The 19,039-nt window shown below is 44.4% G+C and carries 19 protein-coding genes and 1 pseudogene; 12 read left to right on the top strand and 8 right to left on the bottom strand.

The window, feature by feature from the left end:
* Positions 1-166: 166 nt before the first annotated feature.
* The 3 genes from HQN88_RS21755 to HQN88_RS21745 all read left to right on the top strand — a co-directional run bounded on the left by HQN88_RS21755 (position 167) and on the right by HQN88_RS21745 (position 3,502).
* Complete coding sequence (locus HQN88_RS21755) at positions 167-1,501, top strand: multi antimicrobial extrusion protein MatE (RefSeq protein ID WP_173116442.1); 1,335 nt, start codon at positions 167-169, stop codon at positions 1,499-1,501.
* 20 nt (positions 1,502-1,521) lie between these two features.
* Positions 1,522-2,700: an MFS transporter gene (locus HQN88_RS21750; protein ID WP_246320390.1), complete on the top strand. Its 1,179-nt coding sequence runs from the start codon at positions 1,522-1,524 to the stop codon at positions 2,698-2,700.
* A 154-nt stretch (positions 2,701-2,854) separates the two neighbouring features.
* A complete protein-coding gene (locus tag HQN88_RS21745) occupies positions 2,855-3,502 on the top strand; it encodes a nitroreductase family protein (RefSeq protein WP_173116713.1) in 648 nt (215 codons plus the stop codon).
* A gap of 534 nt (positions 3,503-4,036) precedes the next feature.
* Here HQN88_RS21745 and HQN88_RS21740 read toward each other — a convergent pair.
* The gene (locus HQN88_RS21740) at positions 4,037-6,262 is read right to left on the bottom strand and encodes an MMPL family transporter (RefSeq protein ID WP_173116440.1); all 2,226 of its coding nucleotides are present in this window, start codon (positions 6,260-6,262) and stop codon (positions 4,037-4,039) included.
* Between the two features lie 122 nt (positions 6,263-6,384).
* Between HQN88_RS21740 and HQN88_RS21735 the strand changes: the two genes are divergently transcribed.
* Positions 6,385-7,005: a TetR/AcrR family transcriptional regulator gene (locus HQN88_RS21735; RefSeq protein ID WP_173116438.1), complete on the top strand. Its 621-nt coding sequence runs from the start codon at positions 6,385-6,387 to the stop codon at positions 7,003-7,005.
* 104 nt (positions 7,006-7,109) lie between these two features.
* Here the strand turns inward: HQN88_RS21735 and HQN88_RS21730 are convergent, their stop codons facing one another.
* On the bottom strand, positions 7,110-7,307 hold the full coding sequence (locus HQN88_RS21730) for a cold shock domain-containing protein (RefSeq protein ID WP_028556542.1): 198 nt from the start codon (positions 7,305-7,307) through the stop codon (positions 7,110-7,112).
* Positions 7,308-7,446: 139 nt separating this feature from the next.
* Complete coding sequence (locus HQN88_RS21725) at positions 7,447-8,151, bottom strand: class I SAM-dependent methyltransferase (protein ID WP_246320389.1); 705 nt, start codon at positions 8,149-8,151, stop codon at positions 7,447-7,449.
* 189 nt (positions 8,152-8,340) lie between these two features.
* On the opposite strand from HQN88_RS21725, the gene HQN88_RS21720 reads away from it, so the two are divergent.
* From HQN88_RS21720 to HQN88_RS21700, 5 genes are all read left to right on the top strand, one after another.
* Positions 8,341-8,586 (top strand): low molecular weight phosphatase family protein, encoded by a 246-nt coding sequence (locus HQN88_RS21720; RefSeq protein WP_173116434.1) that lies wholly within the window; start codon positions 8,341-8,343, stop codon positions 8,584-8,586.
* A gap of 262 nt (positions 8,587-8,848) precedes the next feature.
* Complete coding sequence (locus HQN88_RS21715; RefSeq protein WP_173116432.1) at positions 8,849-9,685, top strand: YjbE family putative metal transport protein; 837 nt, start codon at positions 8,849-8,851, stop codon at positions 9,683-9,685.
* Positions 9,686-9,767: 82 nt separating this feature from the next.
* Complete coding sequence (locus HQN88_RS21710) at positions 9,768-9,950, top strand: hypothetical protein (protein WP_173116430.1); 183 nt, start codon at positions 9,768-9,770, stop codon at positions 9,948-9,950.
* A gap of 276 nt (positions 9,951-10,226) precedes the next feature.
* Positions 10,227-12,017: an oligoendopeptidase F gene (gene pepF, locus HQN88_RS21705; protein WP_173116428.1), complete on the top strand. Its 1,791-nt coding sequence runs from the start codon at positions 10,227-10,229 to the stop codon at positions 12,015-12,017.
* 119 nt (positions 12,018-12,136) lie between these two features.
* The gene (locus tag HQN88_RS21700) at positions 12,137-12,442 is read left to right on the top strand and encodes a LapA family protein (protein ID WP_173116426.1); all 306 of its coding nucleotides are present in this window, start codon (positions 12,137-12,139) and stop codon (positions 12,440-12,442) included.
* Between the two features lie 29 nt (positions 12,443-12,471).
* On the opposite strand, the gene HQN88_RS21695 is transcribed toward HQN88_RS21700, so the two are convergent.
* Both HQN88_RS21695 and HQN88_RS38680 read right to left on the bottom strand, forming a co-directional pair.
* Positions 12,472-13,251: a DUF92 domain-containing protein gene (locus HQN88_RS21695; RefSeq protein ID WP_420794165.1), complete on the bottom strand. Its 780-nt coding sequence runs from the start codon at positions 13,249-13,251 to the stop codon at positions 12,472-12,474.
* Positions 13,226-13,324 (bottom strand): annotated as a pseudogene (locus tag HQN88_RS38680) (hypothetical protein); the annotation flags it as partial. The pseudogene HQN88_RS38680 and the gene HQN88_RS21695, both read right to left, overlap by 26 nt.
* Before the next feature lie 158 nt (positions 13,325-13,482).
* On the opposite strand from HQN88_RS38680, the gene HQN88_RS21690 reads away from it, so the two are divergent.
* Positions 13,483-14,676: an HD domain-containing phosphohydrolase gene (locus HQN88_RS21690; protein ID WP_173116424.1), complete on the top strand. Its 1,194-nt coding sequence runs from the start codon at positions 13,483-13,485 to the stop codon at positions 14,674-14,676.
* Positions 14,677-14,738: 62 nt separating this feature from the next.
* On the opposite strand, the gene HQN88_RS21685 is transcribed toward HQN88_RS21690, so the two are convergent.
* On the bottom strand, positions 14,739-15,365 hold the full coding sequence (locus HQN88_RS21685) for a fumarylacetoacetate hydrolase family protein (RefSeq protein WP_173116422.1): 627 nt from the start codon (positions 15,363-15,365) through the stop codon (positions 14,739-14,741).
* A gap of 18 nt (positions 15,366-15,383) precedes the next feature.
* The gene (locus tag HQN88_RS21680; protein ID WP_246320388.1) at positions 15,384-16,661 is read right to left on the bottom strand and encodes a CapA family protein; all 1,278 of its coding nucleotides are present in this window, start codon (positions 16,659-16,661) and stop codon (positions 15,384-15,386) included.
* A 131-nt stretch (positions 16,662-16,792) separates the two neighbouring features.
* Between HQN88_RS21680 and HQN88_RS21675 the strand changes: the two genes are divergently transcribed.
* Together HQN88_RS21675 and HQN88_RS21670 are read left to right on the top strand one after the other, a co-directional pair.
* A complete protein-coding gene (locus HQN88_RS21675) occupies positions 16,793-17,707 on the top strand; it encodes a metallophosphoesterase family protein (RefSeq protein ID WP_173116420.1) in 915 nt (304 codons plus the stop codon).
* 338 nt (positions 17,708-18,045) lie between these two features.
* Positions 18,046-18,267 (top strand): hypothetical protein, encoded by a 222-nt coding sequence (locus tag HQN88_RS21670; protein WP_173116417.1) that lies wholly within the window; start codon positions 18,046-18,048, stop codon positions 18,265-18,267.
* Positions 18,268-18,323: 56 nt separating this feature from the next.
* Here the strand turns inward: HQN88_RS21670 and HQN88_RS21665 are convergent, their stop codons facing one another.
* Positions 18,324-18,959 carry an O-methyltransferase gene (locus HQN88_RS21665; RefSeq protein WP_173116415.1) on the bottom strand — a complete coding sequence of 212 codons (636 nt, stop codon included), beginning with the start codon at positions 18,957-18,959 and terminating at the stop codon, positions 18,324-18,326.
* Between the last annotated feature and the right edge of the window lie 80 nt (positions 18,960-19,039).

The following is a 19,039-nucleotide window of genomic DNA, read 5'->3' as shown; positions in this document are numbered from 1 at the left end:
GTGTACCTCCTTGCAGGCAAAACTGTCAGTCTTGTTCAAGAAACATTCTACCTTTAAATGTATCACTTCAAACCTTCGGTTTCCAGTTAAAATTGTATGTCATCCCCATTTCATTTTCTGATATACTTAAGAAATGTTTTGCAAAACGCGAAGGAGTGCGATTTGGATGAATGCTAAGACATTAAAGGAAGCCATCACATGGAAACAGCTCATCTCCTTTTTCCTCCCCCTCGGACTTTCTGCAACGCTTGTAACTCTCTCGCATGTTATTATTAACAGCACCTTGGCTAGGGCTGATAATCCCGAGGTCGTCATCGCAAGCTATGCTATTCCCCTAAGTCTACTAGGACTGACTGAAAGACCCGTTGTATTGCTACGACAAGCCTGCTCGGCACTCGTCAGAGATCGGATTTCATTCCGCGCCATGGGCGTTGTCAGCTCATATGTATTTGCCTGTATCATCCTGCTAGGCCTCATACTCTGTTACACACCGGTTGGAGAATGGGTGTTTCTTTACTTTTTCGGCGTAGAACGTGAAATGCTAGCTGCTACATTAAGTGTTTACCGTATCCTCATGTACGTCAGCATCTTCTCTGGCCTGCGTTGTTTATTTCACGGGATTATCATTTTCAATATGCGTACCAAATGGCTCACCATCGGTATGGGCGTACGGATTATCGCGATGTATTTCTTATCTTTATATTTCATTACTACGGATAGTGTCTCTAGCGGTAAAGTAGGTGCCATTATCTTCCTTGTCGGCATGGTTATTGAAGCAGCTGTTGCCATTTGGGAGGGTACAAGCTTACTCAAACATGTTATTCCGGAGAAAGCGCCTAATCATCCGATTGAGACGAAGGGGCAAATTTTCAGCTTTTATAAACCGTTGTTATATTCATCTGTTATCGCGGTAATTATTGGACCCTCTATTAATGCCATGTTAGGCAAAACAACACATATCCATCTAGCCATCTCTTCCTTTGCGATCGCTGGATCCTTAACACAGTTAGTGATGAGTTTCTTCTCATACATACATCAAATCGTCTTAAACTTCTATCGCAAAGATGCTGTGCGAGTCAAAAAATTCATTCTCATTCTCAGCTTCATTCCTGGAGCATTAATAGCCATACTCGCTTATACGCCGATCGGCCCTTGGTTTATGACACATGTCATGGGTGTAAATGCGGAGCTTAGGCAAGCCAGCCTGAGTGCCATGCGTATTTTCATGATCATGACGATTGTATTCCCGTGGCTCGATTATATGAATGGGATTATTATGCTGCGCGGCCAAACAAAAATCATGGTTTTCTCGCAATCTGCGAATGCTACTATTACGGTATTCACATTATTCGTTGCCATTGCAACGGTTCCAGAATGGAACGGAATGATTGGCGCGTTAGCACAATCGGTAGGAATGTTGGCTGAACTGCTTGTTGTCATCTATGTGCTCAAACGTACAAATGATGTAGAACAACCTAATCAACCTCAAGAAAATATGTAACGAAATGGTGATGATTACGCTTGGCAAATTCAAATGCGATTGATAGAAATGATCGATTGCTTAAAATGTTTACTTTTTCTTTTTTTATGACGATGGGGATTGTTGTGACTTTTTTCCCGCTTTATTTCGATTATAAAGGTTATTCTAAAATCCAAATCGGCTTACTTTACGCCATTGGACCATTAATTGGCATTGCAACTAACCTACTATGGGGGTTCCTGAGCGACCGGTTCCAAACTGTCAAGAAGATCATGATTATTCTGATCCTCGGTCAACTCGTCACTGCTATCTTAGTTTCTACTGCAGGCTGGTTTTCTCTGCTCTACGTCTGTTTGGCAGCGTTTTTCTTCTTCCAGCAGCCAGTGAACTCCTTAAATGACAGTCAAGTCATGCTGCATATTCGATCTAGCGGGAAAAGTTATGCCTCCTTCCGCGTCTATGGCTCCATTGGCTTCGCACTTTCAGCTGGAGGCTTCGGTCTACTCTTACGAGCATATGGAACAGGACTTACACCTCTGTTGCTTTTTATCACGATAGGCTGTACATTAATCATTCTTTTTCTGCTGAAAGATACGCGCTCGGGCGGCAAAAAGATGGCTTTTGGCGGCATGGTGAACATTATCCGTTCCAAAAAATTCATCTGGTTCCTTATGCTTGTTATCATCATGTCAGTTTCACATCGATTCAATGACGGTTTCTTAGCCCTCTATATGCGTCAGCTCGGCGCATCAGATTCACTCATCGGTTATGCGTGGATGACATCTGCACTCAGCGAGATTCCGGTATTCTTTTATTTAAGCAAGCACGGCCATCGCTTTAAAGAATTGCCCTTACTTGCCTTTGCTGGTGTGATTTACGCCTTCCGCTTCGTCATGATGAGTTTCATCCAAGATCCCATTTGGGTCATCGGCATTCAGCTTCTGCATAGTTTAACTTTCGGTGTTTTCCTCTTCACAGCGAATCGTTATTTGAGTCAAATCATTCCAGATGAGTACCGATCTTCAGGTCAAGCTATTTTCGCTGTCGCATGGTCAAGCATAGCCGGTTTGATAAGCGGCACAGCAGGTGGCTGGATCTATAACGAAGCTGGCGGAAGTACTGTTTATATGATTGCAGCGTGCTTGTCGATAACGTCAGCCATAGGTTTTCTGTGCACGTATCTGTTTCAAAAGAATGAGGATGCCCTTCCTAGTCGATGATAAAAGAATGCTTACTTCCTTATAGCTTGAGCATAGTGGAAGTAACGACAGTTGTGCTCCTTGTAGATCTCCCCTATAATAAGGATATAGTCTTAGTACCAAGTATTAATCCAAGATGAACATTATGAGCAGCAAAGGTAGGTACACATTTATTATGATGTATGAGGATTTCAAAACCATCGTTCTTGAACGACGCAGCATTCGCAACTTTACCGAGCAAGAAGTCGCAGTAGAAGATATTCGTGAAATCATCGACTGTGCCCGTTATGCTCCCAGCGATACAAACTCACAAACATGGAAATTTATCGCCATTCGAAATACAGAGAAGATCAAACATATTGAGCAATTGACTTGGGACCAGCTGCATCTACGTGCCGCGGCTGCCGAGGAGAAAGGGCTGTCGAGAGAAGCACGCATGCTGGTGAGATCCTTCGGACCTTATGCAACAGCTTTCTCGGACGCACCTGTTCTTATCATTTGTTTGGCGACACCTTATGAATCCAAATTCCGCGATCGCATCTTTGACCCCATTCAATTGGTTGATGATCATGTTTGGGCGGAAGAAGGCATCAAGAGCTCTTGCTTAGCCTCACAGAACCTGATGCTTGCTGCACACGCTAGAGGTCTCGCTACCTGCCCAATGACGGGCCCTGTCTTGTTGGCACAGGATCAAATCCGAGCTTACCTGGAGATACCAGCAGAGTATCAAATTAACATGGTCATTTCCCTTGGTTATCCGAAGGATAAACCAGGGAAAATGGCACGTAAAGAAATTGACGATATTCTTGAAATCATCGACTAAATCCCTCGGCGATAAGTGACCTTAGTTAGCCAAACTAAACCCGTTAGCATCCGATTTGGCAGATGCTAACGGGTTTTTATCATCTAACCAACTCACTAATCTGCTTTAACACTCCTCCATGTGACTATTTCCTGCTACAATCAAACCTTACTCCACCGCCACAAACAAATTAAATGGATTTTATGTTGTTATCTTTGCTGATTCTCGCCATTTGGGAGAAGTAAATGGATTACCTACAGTTAATAACTGCCATAATCCATTAAACGGCCAATCTCCTTCAAATTAGATGTACTTTTTCCATCTACGCATTAAATCCCAGGTAAATCGATAAAATTAACTGCACCTTTTACATTTATTTGAAAAGACAGCTACTCAACTGACCACACTACTCCTCCCCAACTCAATTTGTAACCAGCATGTCAATCATCACATTTAAATCGAGCTAGCGACCGCTTAGCCCCAGCACCTCATAATAAGTTGGAATGCACTTAAAAAGGAACTGTCCGCAATTGCGGATAGCTCCTTTTGTCATTCTTAATTCTTAGAACCAGACGCAAGTGGCGCCCGCTTCACTTTACTTGGCCAGAACACCGCATCCCCAAGCAGCATCGTGATGGAAGGGACAAGGAAAGGCCTAACAATGAAAGTATCCAAGATAACACCGACGGCACAAATAACACCAAACTGCACAAGCACTTGAATCGGCAGTGAAGCTAGAACCGCAAAGGTACCAGCTAGAATCAATCCTGCTGAAGTGATAACACTACTCGTTGAGCTTACGCCTAAACGTATCGCATCCTTCAGTTTCAAGCGATTTCTTTCCTGCCAAATACTCGAAATCATGAAAATATTATAATCCTCGCCTAACGCTACAAGGAATACGAATGCATACAACGGTATCAAGCCTTGGATTGCGGCTGTATCCATGAAATAGTGCAAGATGAGCCACCCCGCACCCAACGCCGAGTAATAGGAAAGCAGTACTGTTGCAATCAGATAAACAGTTGCAACAATGGATCGCAAATACACGAGTAAGAGGATCGCGATAACGGTTATAACTACTGGGATAACTATTTTCGTATCCCGCTCTACGACCGTTTTGGTGTCATACTGGGTAGCAGTCTCGCCGCCAACCCAAACCTGCGGGTTCGGTAAACCTGCTTCAATTAGCTTCTGTTCCAATGTGCTTCGAATCTCAGGAATATGATTGATGACTTCCAAGTCGTATGGATCTTGCTTAAAAATCAACTCATAAGCCTTATAATTGGCGTCTTTCTTACTATCCTCTGGTTTACCAACCGATTCCACATAAGGTAGCTTAGCAAGGGCTCCTTGAACATCTGCCGTCTTTCCTTCGGTATTGACGATCACTTTAACTGGTGCCAGTGATCCCGGTGAAACATGTTCTGATAACAAGCTAAATCCTTCACGTGACGCCATCGTGGAAGGGAACGATTCCAAAATATTATACGTAAACTTAATTTGCGGTGCAAAAGCTGCCAAGGCAATAAGAATGATTAATGAAATAGCAAGCACACTTTTGGGTCTTTCCGTGACCACTCGCCCAAGTGCAGCATTCATGGCACCAACAGGCTTCTGCTCGCGAATGCGTTTCCCTTTGCGTGCTTCTTTCTCCGCTCTCATTTCTGCTGTTAAAGGAATGAATGGGTAGAAAGACACGCGTCCAATAATGGCAAGAAGTGCTGGGACAAGTGTTAGACTCGCAATGGCCATAATGAAAATTGCTACACTAAACGGTATCGCGAACCGATGATTGGAACCATAATGAGCAAATAGTAAGCCTAGTAAGGACACAATTACGGTGAGTCCACTCATCCCGATTGCGCCTGTTGAGCCACCGAATGAAACACGAAGTGCGGAATATTTGTCTTTCTCAACCAATAGTGCCTGTCGGTAGCGAGCCACGAAGAAGAGACAATAATCCGTTCCTGCACCAAACAATAGGACTGTCATAATGGAGATCGACTGCGCGTCTATCGTGATCCAACCTTGCTTGGCCATGAATCCAAGAATAGGAGAAATAACGCCATAAGCAAATCCTACGCCAACCAGTGGAATAATAGCCAGGATCGGTGAACGATAAAGTAAAATGAGAAGAAAGAGTACGAGAAGTACCGTTGCTAACAACAGCGTAAAATCCGCTCCCTTGAATAATGCTGTTGCATCCGTCTGAATGCCTACTGGGCCTGTTATTCGCGCATGCAAACCGTCCGCCTCAATTGGAGCTTCAAAAGGGTCACTGCCTAATTGACTTACGGTTAACTCCTCTAGCTTCTTCATACCTTCCTGGAGGACTTCTGTTTCCGTCCCTTCGTTAAACGAAATCGGCAGGACCAGTATTTTGCCGTCTTTGGATACCATACTTTTCAGTGCAGGTGCAGGCATCTGATGCAAAGGGGGCAATCCCTTCTGAGCAGCTAACGGCGTATCCGTGAGCTGTTTCGTAACCTTTTGAACAGCTGCTAAATCTTGATCTGTCAGTCCAGATCCCCGATACCAAACAACGAGCGCTGGCACACCCTCATTACTTGGGAATTGTTCTTTCATCAACGCCGCTGCTTCGAGCGACCAGGAATCGGTTGGCAGTTGCCTAGCAGCATTATTCTCTTGTGAATTGACGTTAGGTAGAAAGACAGATAAAATGCCTGTAAGTAAAATCCAAACGGCCAATGTTACCCATTTGCTGCGGCGACCCGCAACAATACCGCCTAGTTTACTGAAAAAAGGATTTTCATGCATGACGTAGCCTCTCTCCTTGTAAATGAAATAGTGATATAATTAATCTTGCAACAGAATTAATTATATATACTATATAGTTAATTAATCAAGTTTTATTTAGAACCCTCTCAGGAGTGACACTTATGGAAAAAAAATCAAAGGCTCTCGGCAGACCACGTGTCTCCCAGGGAGACATGCCTCTTAATCAGAAAATTTTAATGACGGCTATTCCCTTATTCTTGTCCCGGGGCTTCGAGTCCGTCTCCATGGACGATATCGCCAAAGAATGCCAGGTTACAAAAGCATCTGTGTATTACTATTTCCCTTCCAAGTCTGACCTGCTTACAGCCTCCATGATTCAACTGATGGATAACGTAAGACGTGTCACCATTAAACGTTTAAGCGAGCCTGCTCCACTTCGCGAAAGGCTTCTCGGCATTACCGAAGGACATCTGAAAGCGGTCGATTTCGACCTGCATTCGTTCATGCGCAAGATGGAGGCCACACTTTCCGAGGAGCAAATGAAAGCCATGCGCAAATCCGAACAAGGCATATTGGATGCGCTCGAAACCGAATTCCAGAATTCGATTGACTCCGGAGAAATCGGTCCAGTCAATCCACGTGTGATCGCACGTGCCTATACCTCTCTCCTCATGATGGGGCATGCGACAGACGGCGACGGAAATAAAATGTTTCCTCAAGAGGGGGAAGCCGCTACGCAAATTATCGACATTCTCTGGCATGGCTTATACCCGCCACGATGAAATTGGACAGCAAAACAAACAAAAAAGACAGCCTCGAGTGAACTCGAGAACTGTCTTTATTGCTTGTGCTATGACACTATTTATAAGTAGGGAATCCCAGAGTCTTATAATTTGGTGACGTTAGCTGCTTGAGGACCACGGTTACCTTGAGTAATATCAAACTCAACGGATTGGCCTTCTTCTAATGTTTTGAATCCTTCGCCCTGAATTGCGGAGAAGTGAACGAATACATCGTCGCCTCCATCAACAGAAATAAAACCGTACCCTTTTTCTGCGTTAAACCATTTCACTGTACCCTTCAAATGAACAACCTCCTAAAAATATCGCCATCTATGGCGAATAAGGAAATTATACCATTTGAGTGGTGAAAAATCAACGGAAATTCCGAGGTGGATAAGCTGAAATTTGTTGATGTACCAAGGTTTTCCACTATGCAGAGGGCTACTTTTTTATGCTTAAAAATTGATGAGAATTCGGTAGAAAAGGTAGACTAGCTTCTCGCTTTTGGAGAGTAAATCCAGCTAACTCGAACTCGTTGATGAGATCCTGGAGACGACAATATTCCTCTGTTCGGAAATTCAACAGCGGGTATATTCTTACCTCGCCGCCTGGCTTACAAACACGAAGGAGCTCACGAACAGCTTCTACATGAAACGCATAATCAAACTGCTCTTCATACAGAAAAAGAAAATGACTGCACATCACGAGATCAAAACTCTCCGCTTCGAATGGTAAAGAAGGCAAAGCAGCTGTATGATATCTGGCTGATCCCTCCGCGCTTGAGAAGTCCTCTACGAAACGCTCCAGCGCATGAATGCGTCCTGCTCGATGCTGCTCGACAGACCCGTAAAATGTCCAGTCGTACACATCGGTTAGCTTCGCCATTTTCGCTGCAACAATCTCAATCTCCTGCCTGCCATGCTCAGCAATGGCACCTGGGGACTTTGCATACAACGGATCGACCGACTCTGCGTGGATACCAAGCTGCCTGGCGTCTGACGTAAATGAAGAAGCGCCACCAGCGACATCCAGTACTCGTTTGCCAATCAGGCCTGCCGTCTGCAACATAAACATTTTCTCGTATTCCACATACGATCTCGAGGTCATTGCAACCCCAATTTGCTCATAAACTTGCTTCTGTTCCATGCTCATCTCTCCTCAACTCGGCTCATAACCCCTTCCCTCTGGAAAGGATTAGGAGAATTCTATCACGCGTGATTCCCCTGCGCAACAAGAAAATAACGAAAAAAACAGTCCACTTGTTTGGAAATGGCGGCATTTTATGATACGATTGTTTACATCTATAAGCTTATTACAGAAACGAGGAAAAAAGCCATGTCGCATCAACCCTTCAAAAGACATACGATTTATAAAAAAGATAAATGGAACATGCTCAATGTCGAGGTTCAAGGCACCAAAATTGTCTTAACCGAGATTTCCGACCAATGGGGTGAAGAGTGCCATACTTTTATTGGACGACCTGCCATGCTGCACTGGGCTAGCGAGCGCTTTGCCCCGGATAAATTCGATGGCTCAGAAGAAGAATTGCAAGCTATTATGGATGCTTTTAAAAACGTTTAAAAAAAGAGGACTATTTTGAAACGCATCGCATACAATAAACGTATAATCTCATAGTAACACTCCAAAGGGGAGTAGCTGATACAGTAAAGTCGTCAATTCGGATCCTCATCAGGTCCCGGCTTTATTGGCAACGACAACGTTGTTAGCAAGACCTTTGCCATGTTCATTGGTGAAGGTCTTTTTTGATGAATTAGAGCCTTCACCATACAAAAGGTGCTGGGCTCTTTTTGCATCAAAAAACCTTGAAGGAGTGTGTTCGCGTATGGATTGGTTGTCAACGGGCTTTTTCGTCTCTCTGCTAAGCATTATTCTGATTGACCTGGTACTTGCTGGTGATAACGCGATCGTGATTGGGATGGCAGCACGTAATTTGAAAAAAGAAACACAAAAGAAAGTCATTCTCTGGGGCACGGTTGGCGCGATTGTGATTCGTGCATTTGCAACACTAGTCGTTGTAACGCTGCTCAAAATACCTGGTCTGCTGCTTATCGGTGGGATCTTGCTGTTGTGGATTTCGTATAAGCTTCTGAGCGAAAAGAAAAATCATGAAACGATGCAAGTGAAAGACAGTATGTGGGCTGCCATTCGGACCATTATCATCGCTGATGCGGTCATGGGTTTAGATAATGTCATCGCGGTTGCTGGCGCGGCACATGGGAATTTCCTACTTGTGATTATTGGCCTACTGATCAGTGTTCCTATCGTGGTCTGGGGAAGTACTTTATTCATTAAATGGATTGAGAAGTATCCTTCGATTATTTATATCGGAGCTGGCGTACTTGCACTTACTGCAGGAAAGATGATTACTGGCGAAAAATTCCTTGCCCCTTTCTTCGAATCCAACCCGTTAGGGAAATGGTTATTCATTGGCTTACTCGTCATCCTCGTGCTTGGCGCAGGTAAATGGTCGAAGATGATTGGCTATCAAGTAAGTGTCGGGGATAGCGGACAGTTAACACTTCCCAAAGAACTTAGTGAAGAAGCACAAATTTCTCCTGAGGATCGCTTCACAGTCAAAATGGATTCTCGCGGCAAGTTCATACTGGTGAAAGAGGAAGATGATGACACGACCCAAGATTCTATGCAGCATGCCGGTTGAAAAAGGAGTTTGACCGTGCGTAGCGAAAATTAGTATGATATGGAACAAGTATCATACTCTAAAGGAAAAAGGATGATTTTCGATGACCGATTCTGGATCTATACTCACATTTATAATTGTATCCTTTTGCCTGGCGATTATTTTGATTATGAAAAAAGACAGCCTACCAGCACAAATGAAGCGCTATCTGGCTTTGCTGGCGATTGTTATGGTTTCCATATCCTTCGTTCTGATCTTGCTTAGCTTCTTTCGAGCAGGAACTTGAAAATACTTCCATACGCATGCGTCCATCATGGACGGCAGAGTCGTTTGTTTTGTATAATAATAATTGAACAGGCAATCGGTCATACTAGGTGAAAACCATGGATTGGGATTTCAGTTAGAACATCCCACATGGGAATATGCCGGGAGCGTGACCGCAATGCGACTTCTTTATGTAACAGCTGTCATGGGAATTCTACTTAGCTCCATCCCCATAGCTGATTTACACGCAAAGGATTCCAGCTTACCCCAATCTCAAAACAAGGACAGGAGGGCTCCGATGACTCAATTATTGGAACGCAAGCAAGTACCGGCCGAGCACCGTTGGCAATTGGAGGATTTATTTGCCGATCAGAAGGCTTGGGATCAAGAATTTCAAGAGGTGAAGGGCTCGCTTAGCAAAGTCAGTGCCTTCCAAGGAAAACTTAACGATGCGGCTTCCGTGAAGCAAATTTTCCAATTGGAAGATGAGCTTTCTGTGAAAATGGAACGATTATATGTCTACGCCAACATGAAGCATCATGAAGATACAGCTGAACCTGTGTACCAGGCTTTATCCGAAAAAGCAAAAAAACTCAGTGTTGAAGTTGGGGAAGCAGCTTCCTTCATATCTCCTGAAATTTTAAGCCTTTCGGACGAAAAGCTTCAGCAGCTCGTAAGTGATTCTTCCTTATCTTTTTATAAAGATACACTTGAAGAAATGATCCGCCAGAAGCCACATACGTTGTCTAAGGAACAAGAAGCACTTCTTGCTCAAGCAGGCACGATGGCCGGGGCGCCAAGTACGATTTTCGGCATGCTGAACAATGCAGACTTGAAATTTCCGAAGGTGAAGAATGAAAAGGGTGAGGAAGTTGAACTAACCCACGGCAGCTATATTCAGTTCCTAGAGAGCCGTGACCCAGAGGTTCGAAAGAATGCGTTCAAAGCGGTTTATGAAACGTACCGCAATAATCGGAATACGATTGGTGCTACACTAAGCGCGAATATTAACAAAAACATTTTCTATGCCAAAGCACGTCATTACCCTTCTGTCCTTGAATCGACACTCTTCGGTGACAATATCAAGAAAGAAGTATATACGAACTTAATTTCCACCATTCACGAATCCTTGCCTCAGTTGCAACGGTATCTCAAACTCCGTAAAAAGCTGCTCAAGGTCGATGAATTACATATGTATGACCTGTTTGCACCGCTCGTTGAAGAGTTCAAAATGGATATTACGTATCAGCAAGCCAAAGAAGAAATCAAGAAAAGCTTGGCACCACTAGGCGAAAATTACTTGAAAATTCTTCAAGACGGCTTCGACAGCCACTGGATCGATGTATACGAGAACAAAAATAAGCGCAATGGTGCTTATAGCTGGGGTGCTTACGGCACACATCCGTACGTATTGTTGAACCATAAAGACAATTTGAACAGCATGTTTACATTAACGCATGAGATGGGTCATGCCATTCATTCCTATTTGTCGGATGAGAACCAAGAGTATCGTTATGCACAATACACCATTTTCTTAGCTGAAGTTGCTTCAACTTTAAATGAGGCCCTTCTGATGGATTATCTGTTGAAACGTGTAACGGATCCGAAGGAAAAAATGTACTTGCTCACTTACTACGCTGATCAGTTCCGTACGACAGTATTCCGTCAAACGATGTTTGCTGAGTTCGAAATGATCACGCATGAGAAAGCAGAAGAAGGCGAATCCCTAACACCACAAGAATTCAGCGAAATCTACTATGGCTTGAATAAACTGTACCATGGCAACGACATGGTTGTAGATCAAGATATCGAGATGGAATGGGCTCGGATTCCTCACTTCTATAACAGCTTCTATGTTTATAAATATGCGACAGGCTTCTCTGCTGCTACTTCATTCGCGAAACAGATTTTGGATGAAGGTCAGCCAGCAGTTGACCGCTACCTCGGCTTCCTCAAAAGCGGCGGCAGTGACTACTCGCTGAACATTCTCAAGAAGGCCGGTGTGGATATGTCTTCACCTGAGCCGATTAAGCAAGCCATGAGCGTATTCAGCTCGTTGCTGGACCAAATGGAAGAGCTAACGAAGTAAACGATTCCGAGATTACCTCCGCCTTCCGGTTGGTAACGAAGGCGGATAGCAGGAAACACCAAAAGGTTGAAAGCATTAGCTTTCAACCTTTTTCTTAAACAAGAGAGGAAGATGGCTATATGAAGATGCAATGGATCTTAATCAGTGCTTTAGTGTTTGCTCTAATCACAGCTGTTTTCGCTGTCGTCAATGTAGAGCCGGTACAGGTAAACTTCATGTTCACCACGACGTCCACACCTCTAATTCTCGTCATTTTAACCTCAACCTTATTAGGTGGTCTCATTGTTGGTCTCTTCGGCATGGTACGTCAATATAAGCTCCAGCGTAAAGTTAAACAATTAGAGAAACAACTTCACGATGCGCAACTTCCACCCGCTGTATCCACCAAGGTTTCCGACATAGAACAGAACGAGCCAAGTGTATAGAAGTATAACGTATTACTGACGAACAACCATTAGAGAGGTAAGGTGCTTAAGTAGAAGCATATTACCCCTCCGATTAATGAGGAAGATGCGTTTACCACATCATTACTCATCCCTCGCAGACCACGAATTTGCCTAGCTTTCTGAGAGCAATGTTCCTGTTTTTCAATCGTTTTGCCGCAAACGTCACAATAAAACATCACCTGCAAGGTAGCCCCGAGCCAGGAATCCACAAGAGATCCGCTTAATCCAGCTATCGCCCCCAGCAAGACCAGAACAACAATAAAGCTATTCGCCTCATGTGACTCCCCAAGATGGTAAATGCCTCCAACAAGTCCAATAAACGCCCCACCAAGCAAGGAAGCAAACAATCCTAGCCCCGTAATTCCACCTGAAGTACCCGCTGCAACCGGCTTCCCATTCACGATAGACCTAGGAATCGACTTGCTTAACCCGCCAATTTCGGTTGCCCACGTATCGGCATTCACAGTTGCCATAACACCTAAATAGATATACCACCAGACAGGATCTGGCCAGATGGCATTTCCGATACAAAGCAACAAACCAAGTCCTCCATTGGCAGCAACTTGACCTGCATCACGCCGTCCACCTTTGGCATAGCCACTCTCTGCTGCGGCCTTGCGCTGATGTTTGAGTTTCGATAGCAAACTAGAAGAAATGAAGAATGCGATTAGTGTTCCGAACCATGCTAGACTCCCACACGCATACATCGTCGTTCCTAGCAGCACCGCAGCTATCCCCCCCGTCATAGATAAAGATTTCTTCCAGTAGGCAGCACCTGCAATCAACACACTTCCTATGAATCCGTAGAGTACCGGCATAAACAGCATAAATAGGACTCTCCCTTTCATTTCGTTTCTGCACCCAATTTAATTATGTATATTGTATCACATTCGACTTCGTCCCTTTTTATTGCATTTTTGTAAAATTAATTCGACATTTTTCGGTTATTTCTGCAAATTGTTAACCATAAATAACCTATTCTATGATACTATAAAAGTGATAAGCGATAGGAGGCTGACATGGAGCAAGATCACTTCACTACCAATTCCACTTACAAAAGAGACCTAGAACCCGAAGAAATGCTGCGTGTCATTTTCGACTATGCTTCCAAGATTGCGAACGAACGGCTTCTTGATAACGTACTTATGCTAATGGCGGATATGGGTCGCGAGATGATTGTCTCTGATCGTTGTACCGTCTGGCTGCTCGATACACAAAAGAATGAGCTATGGTCTAAAGTGGCTCATGGTCTTGATGAAATTCGGATTCCAAGTTCTGCTGGCCTTGTAGGCTACGCTGTGACGAATGATCAAGCTGTCTTCATTCATGATGCTTATACCAATGAGGAATATAAATCTTATCTGCAAAATGGTGCCCTCCGCACGGATCAACAAACGGGTTATCGCACCAAAGCCTTGATGGTCATCCCCTTCCGGAATAGCCAAGGCGAGATTATGGGGGCTTATCAAGCGATTAATAAGCTAACAGCGTGTGAACAATTCTCCGATAAAGATATGGAATATTTGACTTTGGCCTCCTCCTACGCCGGAAAATCCTTAGAGTCTGCTCTCCTCACGATGGAAATTGAGGAAACCCAGAAAGAAATCATTTTTCGGATGGGGGAAATTGGTGAAAGTCGTTCTAAGGAAACAGGTAATCACGTGAAGCGTGTTGCCGAGTATTCGTATTTACTAGCACTTGAGTTAGGTATGAGTCAAGATGAGGCTGAACTGTTGAAGATTGCATCACCTATGCATGATATCGGCAAGGTAGCTATCCCCGATTCGGTTCTCAATAAGCCAGGCAAGCTGACTGAGGACGAGTTCAAACTCATGCAAAACCATACGCTAATCGGCTATAATCTGCTTCGAAATTCGCCCCGCCATATTCTCAAAACCGCCGCGGTTGTTGCTTATGAACACCATGAGAAATGGAATGGACGAGGATACCCGCGCGGCATTAAAGGTGAAGCGATTCATATTTACGGGCGTATAACAGCTATAGCTGATGTTTTCGATGCCCTTGGCAGTGATCGTGTCTACAAGAAGGCTTGGGAGCTCGATCGTATTCTCCAATTGTTTCAGGAGGAACGCGGAGAGCATTTCGACCCTGATGTGGTTGATGCCTTTTTCAAACAATTACCTGCTATTCTCCGTGTAAGAGAGCAATATTCGGATGCTGCTCTAGCCAATCCATTTGAAACGAATACATAGAATACCAATAAAAAAGGGCAATTCTCAGAGGTCGACTTGACCTTAGAGTTTGCCCTTTTATGCTATAACTGAATGGAAAAAGCTCCAAATGATTCTTCGCCCCAGTGCAACTCTAATCGGTCGCCATCTTGGACAGGGCCGACGCCTTCAGGCGTCCCCGTGAAAATGATGTCACCTGGACCTAATCCATAATGCTTCGCAATGTAATCGATGATGGTCTGAAGATCGAAAATCATATGAGATATGTTCCCATCCTGAACAACTTGCCCATTCTGACGAAGTTGAAAGTTCGATTTCGCCAACTCAGATGCCCCAGGAAATGGACGGAAAGTTGTGATTGGCGCTGACTTCAGGAAGCCTTTGGCAGGCAGCCAGGGCTGCCCCTTTTTCTTAATCACGCTCTGCACATCACGAAGTGTGAAATCAATCCCTAGTGCGTATTGATCGACGATCTCATCGACTTGTATGCCTTCCGTGTACGGCTTCGAAATATGTAAGACGAGTTCAGCTTCATAGTGAATCTCACCTTGATCACTAGGGAGAGACAGAGCGCCTCCATCCATATGTGCTAACGCATGAGTAGGCTTTGTGAAAATCATCGGTTGATCAGGGACGTCATTCCCAAGTTCTGCTGCATGGGCGCGATAGTTCCGTCCAACGCAATATATATTTCGGATCGTTGCTGTCATGTGAGATGAACACCTCTTCTATTTCTTATTCACATTGCCTTGTGCATCCACCGTGGCACCTATTGAAATTTTGCTTAATCGTTGAAATAGCTTGGCACCATCTTCCTCATTCATTGGAGTAGGCAAGGCTAATTTCGTCAAAATTGGCACTAAATGAATATTGCAAGACTTGTCCTTCTTACAAGCCGCTTCCAAGATGACGGTCTCCCACGTTTTGGGTGTATCATTCGTCGTAAAGATGAAGTTCCCTAAACTATAGGCAATCCATTTGCCTTTGTATTGTTCAAAGCCTTGAAGGACATGCGGATGTCCACCGATAACGAGATCTGCTCCTGCATCAATGTATCGATGTGCGAGCTCCTTCTGATTTTTATCCGGATTGTCATCGCGCTCTACGCCCCAATGAGCCACAACGACAACGAGATCTGCGGTTGCTTTGGCTTTCTCAATAGCTTCAACAGGCGGCTTATAGTTATATGTTTCGGCAACGCCAGGATGACCAGGTGCAGCTTTCCAAGAAGCTTCTGGAACAACACGGCTGAAACCAAAAACAGCAATCTTCATGCCATCTTTTTCCACGATGGTTGGTTGGTAGGCTTCTAAGTTATCCTTGCCGGCTCCCACTCGCTTAATGCCCTCTTGATCCAGTGCTTTCATCGTATCTAATAATCCTTCAGATCCATAATCCATAATGTGGTTATTGGCTAGGTTGACAATATCAACACCTGCTTGTTTAAGCGGGGGCAATGCTTCAGGCGCTGAACGATATACGTACTCTTTGTTCTGAACACTGCCTCTAGTCGTTATGGGCGATTCCAAATTTGCAATTGTAAAATCAGCTTTGGTTAAGAAATCTTTTACATTCGTGTACGGGTAATCATAGCCTTTTTGCTTAAGAATATCTTCCACTTTGGAGGCCATAATCACATCACCCACAAAAGTTAACTTCACTTGCGCGCCAGTTCCTACTTGCTGTACCGCTGCTGCATTCGCTGATGGTGTTGGTGTCGGGGTAACGACGGCAGAAGCTTTGGGACTTACCTGCACGGTCGAATTTCCATTCGTAGTGGAGGTCGATGGTTTAGGTGAAATAACAGCCATTGGTGTTGAAGCCGATCCCTCTTCTTCCCCATTATTATAATTGGAGGACAAATAAGAAGCCCCGATTCCAATGGCAAAACAAGCAATCGCTGCAACTGTGAAGACACCTAAAACTTTAAGTGAAGGCTTTTTGCTCGGATTTGATTCTTTTTTCGATTTACCGTGACGTTCTTGTCTGGATTCCAATTCAAACATTCCCCTTTCCCCCTACAAATTATAACAGATGTCGACATCGTTGGGTAATAGGAAGAGACTCACATTTTCAGGAATGCCTACCTTGTGGTATAACAGAAGCATTACATAAGAGAAGAAAGGACACGGATCGTTTGGAGAAAATCGCTATTATTTCCGATATTCATGGAAACCTTCCAGCTTTGGAAGCAGTGCTTCACGATATTAAGCGTAGAGGCCTTACACGTATCATCTGCCTAGGTGATCTTGTTGGCAAAGGACCAAGCTCATCTGAGGTTGTCGACCTCATTAAATTGACTTGTGAAGCCGTTGTGCAAGGCAACTGGGATCTCGGCATTACGATGCCGCAGGAGCTTCCTGCTGGCTTGTGGCAGCAACAATCGCTTGGTGATGAGAGGCTAGCCTATTTGAAGCAGCTTCCCTTCTCCATCGACGTGATGCTTAGCGGGAAACATATTCGCTTGTTCCACGCATCGGCTCAGAGTGTCTTTCATCGATTGAAACGGGAAGCTTCCAAGATAGAGCGGCTAGCAATGTTTGAAAATACAGAGATGACCGGGTTCCCTGTCGGTGGTGATGAGCCGGATATCGTTGGATACGGGGATATACATATCCCTTATATGTTGACGTTGAGCAATCCTTCAGAGAGGGGGGAGCTGAGGGCTGGCTTAGAGGCTCGGCGTGCGAGTGATGAGGAGCAAAGTGCGGAGCTAGGAAAGCCGATTGCAACTCTGGGAGAGCAGCGGGCGAACGCAGTTGGGCGGAATGCGAGCCTGACAGAGCAGCATGCAAAAACTCAGGAGCGCAGCGGGTTGATGCTGTTCAACGTGGGCAGTATTGGCGTTCCCTACGACGGTATACCTCAGGCGTGCTACTGCGTGATCGAGGGCGAAACGGATCCTGCGGTTCAGGCCGGGGTTACGCTGCAATTCGTGCGGGTGCCCTATGATATTAAGCGAGCTGTCCAGATGGCATACGACATGCAAATGCCTGAAAGTCATAGATACGAGTTGGAGATTACGACAGGACTGGTGCATTTGGACGTTTGAATTTGTGCTCCCGCCTACTCCTATCACCCCCCTCCTAACAAGATAAATGGAAAATCTCCAGTTATTATCAGTCTAAAACACCCATTTGCACAAATAACTGGATTTTAGGCAGCTAATTTGGGCTCTTTCTTTGATTTCCTCTGAAAACGGGACATTTATATGTACTTTTTCCATTTAATTCATACTTTCATCATATATTCCGAAAATTAGATGGAGGTTTTCCATGTATCGACAGGCCTTGCGAATAGGGAATGATTTTACCCTTGGATGAAAACTCATGGAAATTAATTCCACTATATGCTAATATAGGTGCATGATGGAAAGTGAGGCTTATCTAAATGAAGCTAAATTGGCGTAAAATCATATTGATTATCGTTTGTGCCGAATGTTTGTTTATCTATTGGAACAGCCTTAGCACGATGAGCTTCAAGAAGCAACGTACAACGACTCACCTCGCACCAACCAAGCAACCTCAGGCACCATTAACACAAATTCAACCACAAATAAAAGATACGAAAAGGATCGATTCTGATATACATACGAAAGATAAAGCGTCTTAACACATGAAAGAGCGATCAGCTGCTAGCAGCGAATCGCTCTTTTTTGCTCAGTTGCTCTATTTCACCCGAGCTAATGCCAAACCATCATACGCTGGAAGAATGGTGCTTTCCAGCCGCTCATCTGTCGCAATCCGCTGATTAAACGTTCGCATCGCTTGTACGGATGCCTTCGTTTGCTTCTCATCGACAACTTTGCCTCGCATCAGCGTGTTATCTCCAGCAATGATTGCACCAGGATTAGCCAGCTTAATTGCGAGCTCCAAATAGTTCGGATAATTCACTTTATCCGCATCAATAAAGAAGAAATCAAATCGCTCGCCCCGCTCCAGCAGTTCATTCAAGTGATGAAGTGCTTCGCCTATCCGATACTCAACGAAATCCCCAAGACCTGCGTCGGTCACGTTGCGCTTCGCCACATCCGCGAAATCTTGTTTCAGCTCTAAAGAAATGAGCTTGCCGCCCTCTTTTAACCCTCTTGCTAAGCAAATGCCACTATATCCGCCTAATGCTCCAATTTCCAACACTCGCTTCGCACCTATCATCGTAACCAGCATCGTTAACAATCTGCCATATCCTGGAGCGATAGAGATCTCAGGCATGTTGTGAGCAACAATAACTTCCTTCACCCGTGTTAGTACGGCATCGTCTTCATATAGACCTTCCATATAGCTTTCTGCAGTGATCGTTTCCATGTATTTGTCCTCCTAAATTCGCATCATAGGTAGGTAGTTTGCATTACCCGTTTGTAAGTGTAACCTATTTGTCCTATACT

Origin of the sequence: Paenibacillus qinlingensis, assembly GCF_013204845.1 — a bacterium.
Taxonomy (GTDB): domain Bacteria; phylum Bacillota; class Bacilli; order Paenibacillales; family NBRC-103111; genus Paenibacillus_E; species Paenibacillus_E qinlingensis.
This window is presented reverse-complemented; position numbering and strand designations above follow the sequence as displayed.

Excerpts from the sequence above, each read along its gene's own strand:
- HQN88_RS21755 (WP_173116442.1), top strand. The coding sequence starts at position 167 with ATGAATGCTAAGACATTAAAGGAAGCCATCACATGGAAACAGCTCATC.
- HQN88_RS21745 (WP_173116713.1), top strand. The coding sequence starts at position 2,855 with ATGATGTATGAGGATTTCAAAACCATCGTTCTTGAACGACGCAGCATT.
- HQN88_RS21740 (WP_173116440.1), bottom strand. The coding sequence starts at position 6,262 with ATGCATGAAAATCCTTTTTTCAGTAAACTAGGCGGTATTGTTGCGGGT.
- HQN88_RS21735 (WP_173116438.1), top strand. The coding sequence starts at position 6,385 with ATGGAAAAAAAATCAAAGGCTCTCGGCAGACCACGTGTCTCCCAGGGA.
- HQN88_RS21725 (WP_246320389.1), bottom strand. The coding sequence starts at position 8,151 with ATGGAACAGAAGCAAGTTTATGAGCAAATTGGGGTTGCAATGACCTCG.
- HQN88_RS21720 (WP_173116434.1), top strand. The coding sequence starts at position 8,341 with ATGTCGCATCAACCCTTCAAAAGACATACGATTTATAAAAAAGATAAA.
- HQN88_RS21715 (WP_173116432.1), top strand. The coding sequence starts at position 8,849 with ATGGATTGGTTGTCAACGGGCTTTTTCGTCTCTCTGCTAAGCATTATT.
- HQN88_RS21710 (WP_173116430.1), top strand. The coding sequence starts at position 9,768 with ATGACCGATTCTGGATCTATACTCACATTTATAATTGTATCCTTTTGC.
- pepF (WP_173116428.1), top strand. The coding sequence starts at position 10,227 with ATGACTCAATTATTGGAACGCAAGCAAGTACCGGCCGAGCACCGTTGG.
- HQN88_RS21700 (WP_173116426.1), top strand. The coding sequence starts at position 12,137 with ATGAAGATGCAATGGATCTTAATCAGTGCTTTAGTGTTTGCTCTAATC.
- HQN88_RS21690 (WP_173116424.1), top strand. The coding sequence starts at position 13,483 with ATGGAGCAAGATCACTTCACTACCAATTCCACTTACAAAAGAGACCTA.
- HQN88_RS21685 (WP_173116422.1), bottom strand. The coding sequence starts at position 15,365 with ATGACAGCAACGATCCGAAATATATATTGCGTTGGACGGAACTATCGC.
- HQN88_RS21680 (WP_246320388.1), bottom strand. The coding sequence starts at position 16,661 with ATGTTTGAATTGGAATCCAGACAAGAACGTCACGGTAAATCGAAAAAA.
- HQN88_RS21670 (WP_173116417.1), top strand. The coding sequence starts at position 18,046 with ATGAAGCTAAATTGGCGTAAAATCATATTGATTATCGTTTGTGCCGAA.
- HQN88_RS21665 (WP_173116415.1), bottom strand. The coding sequence starts at position 18,959 with ATGGAAACGATCACTGCAGAAAGCTATATGGAAGGTCTATATGAAGAC.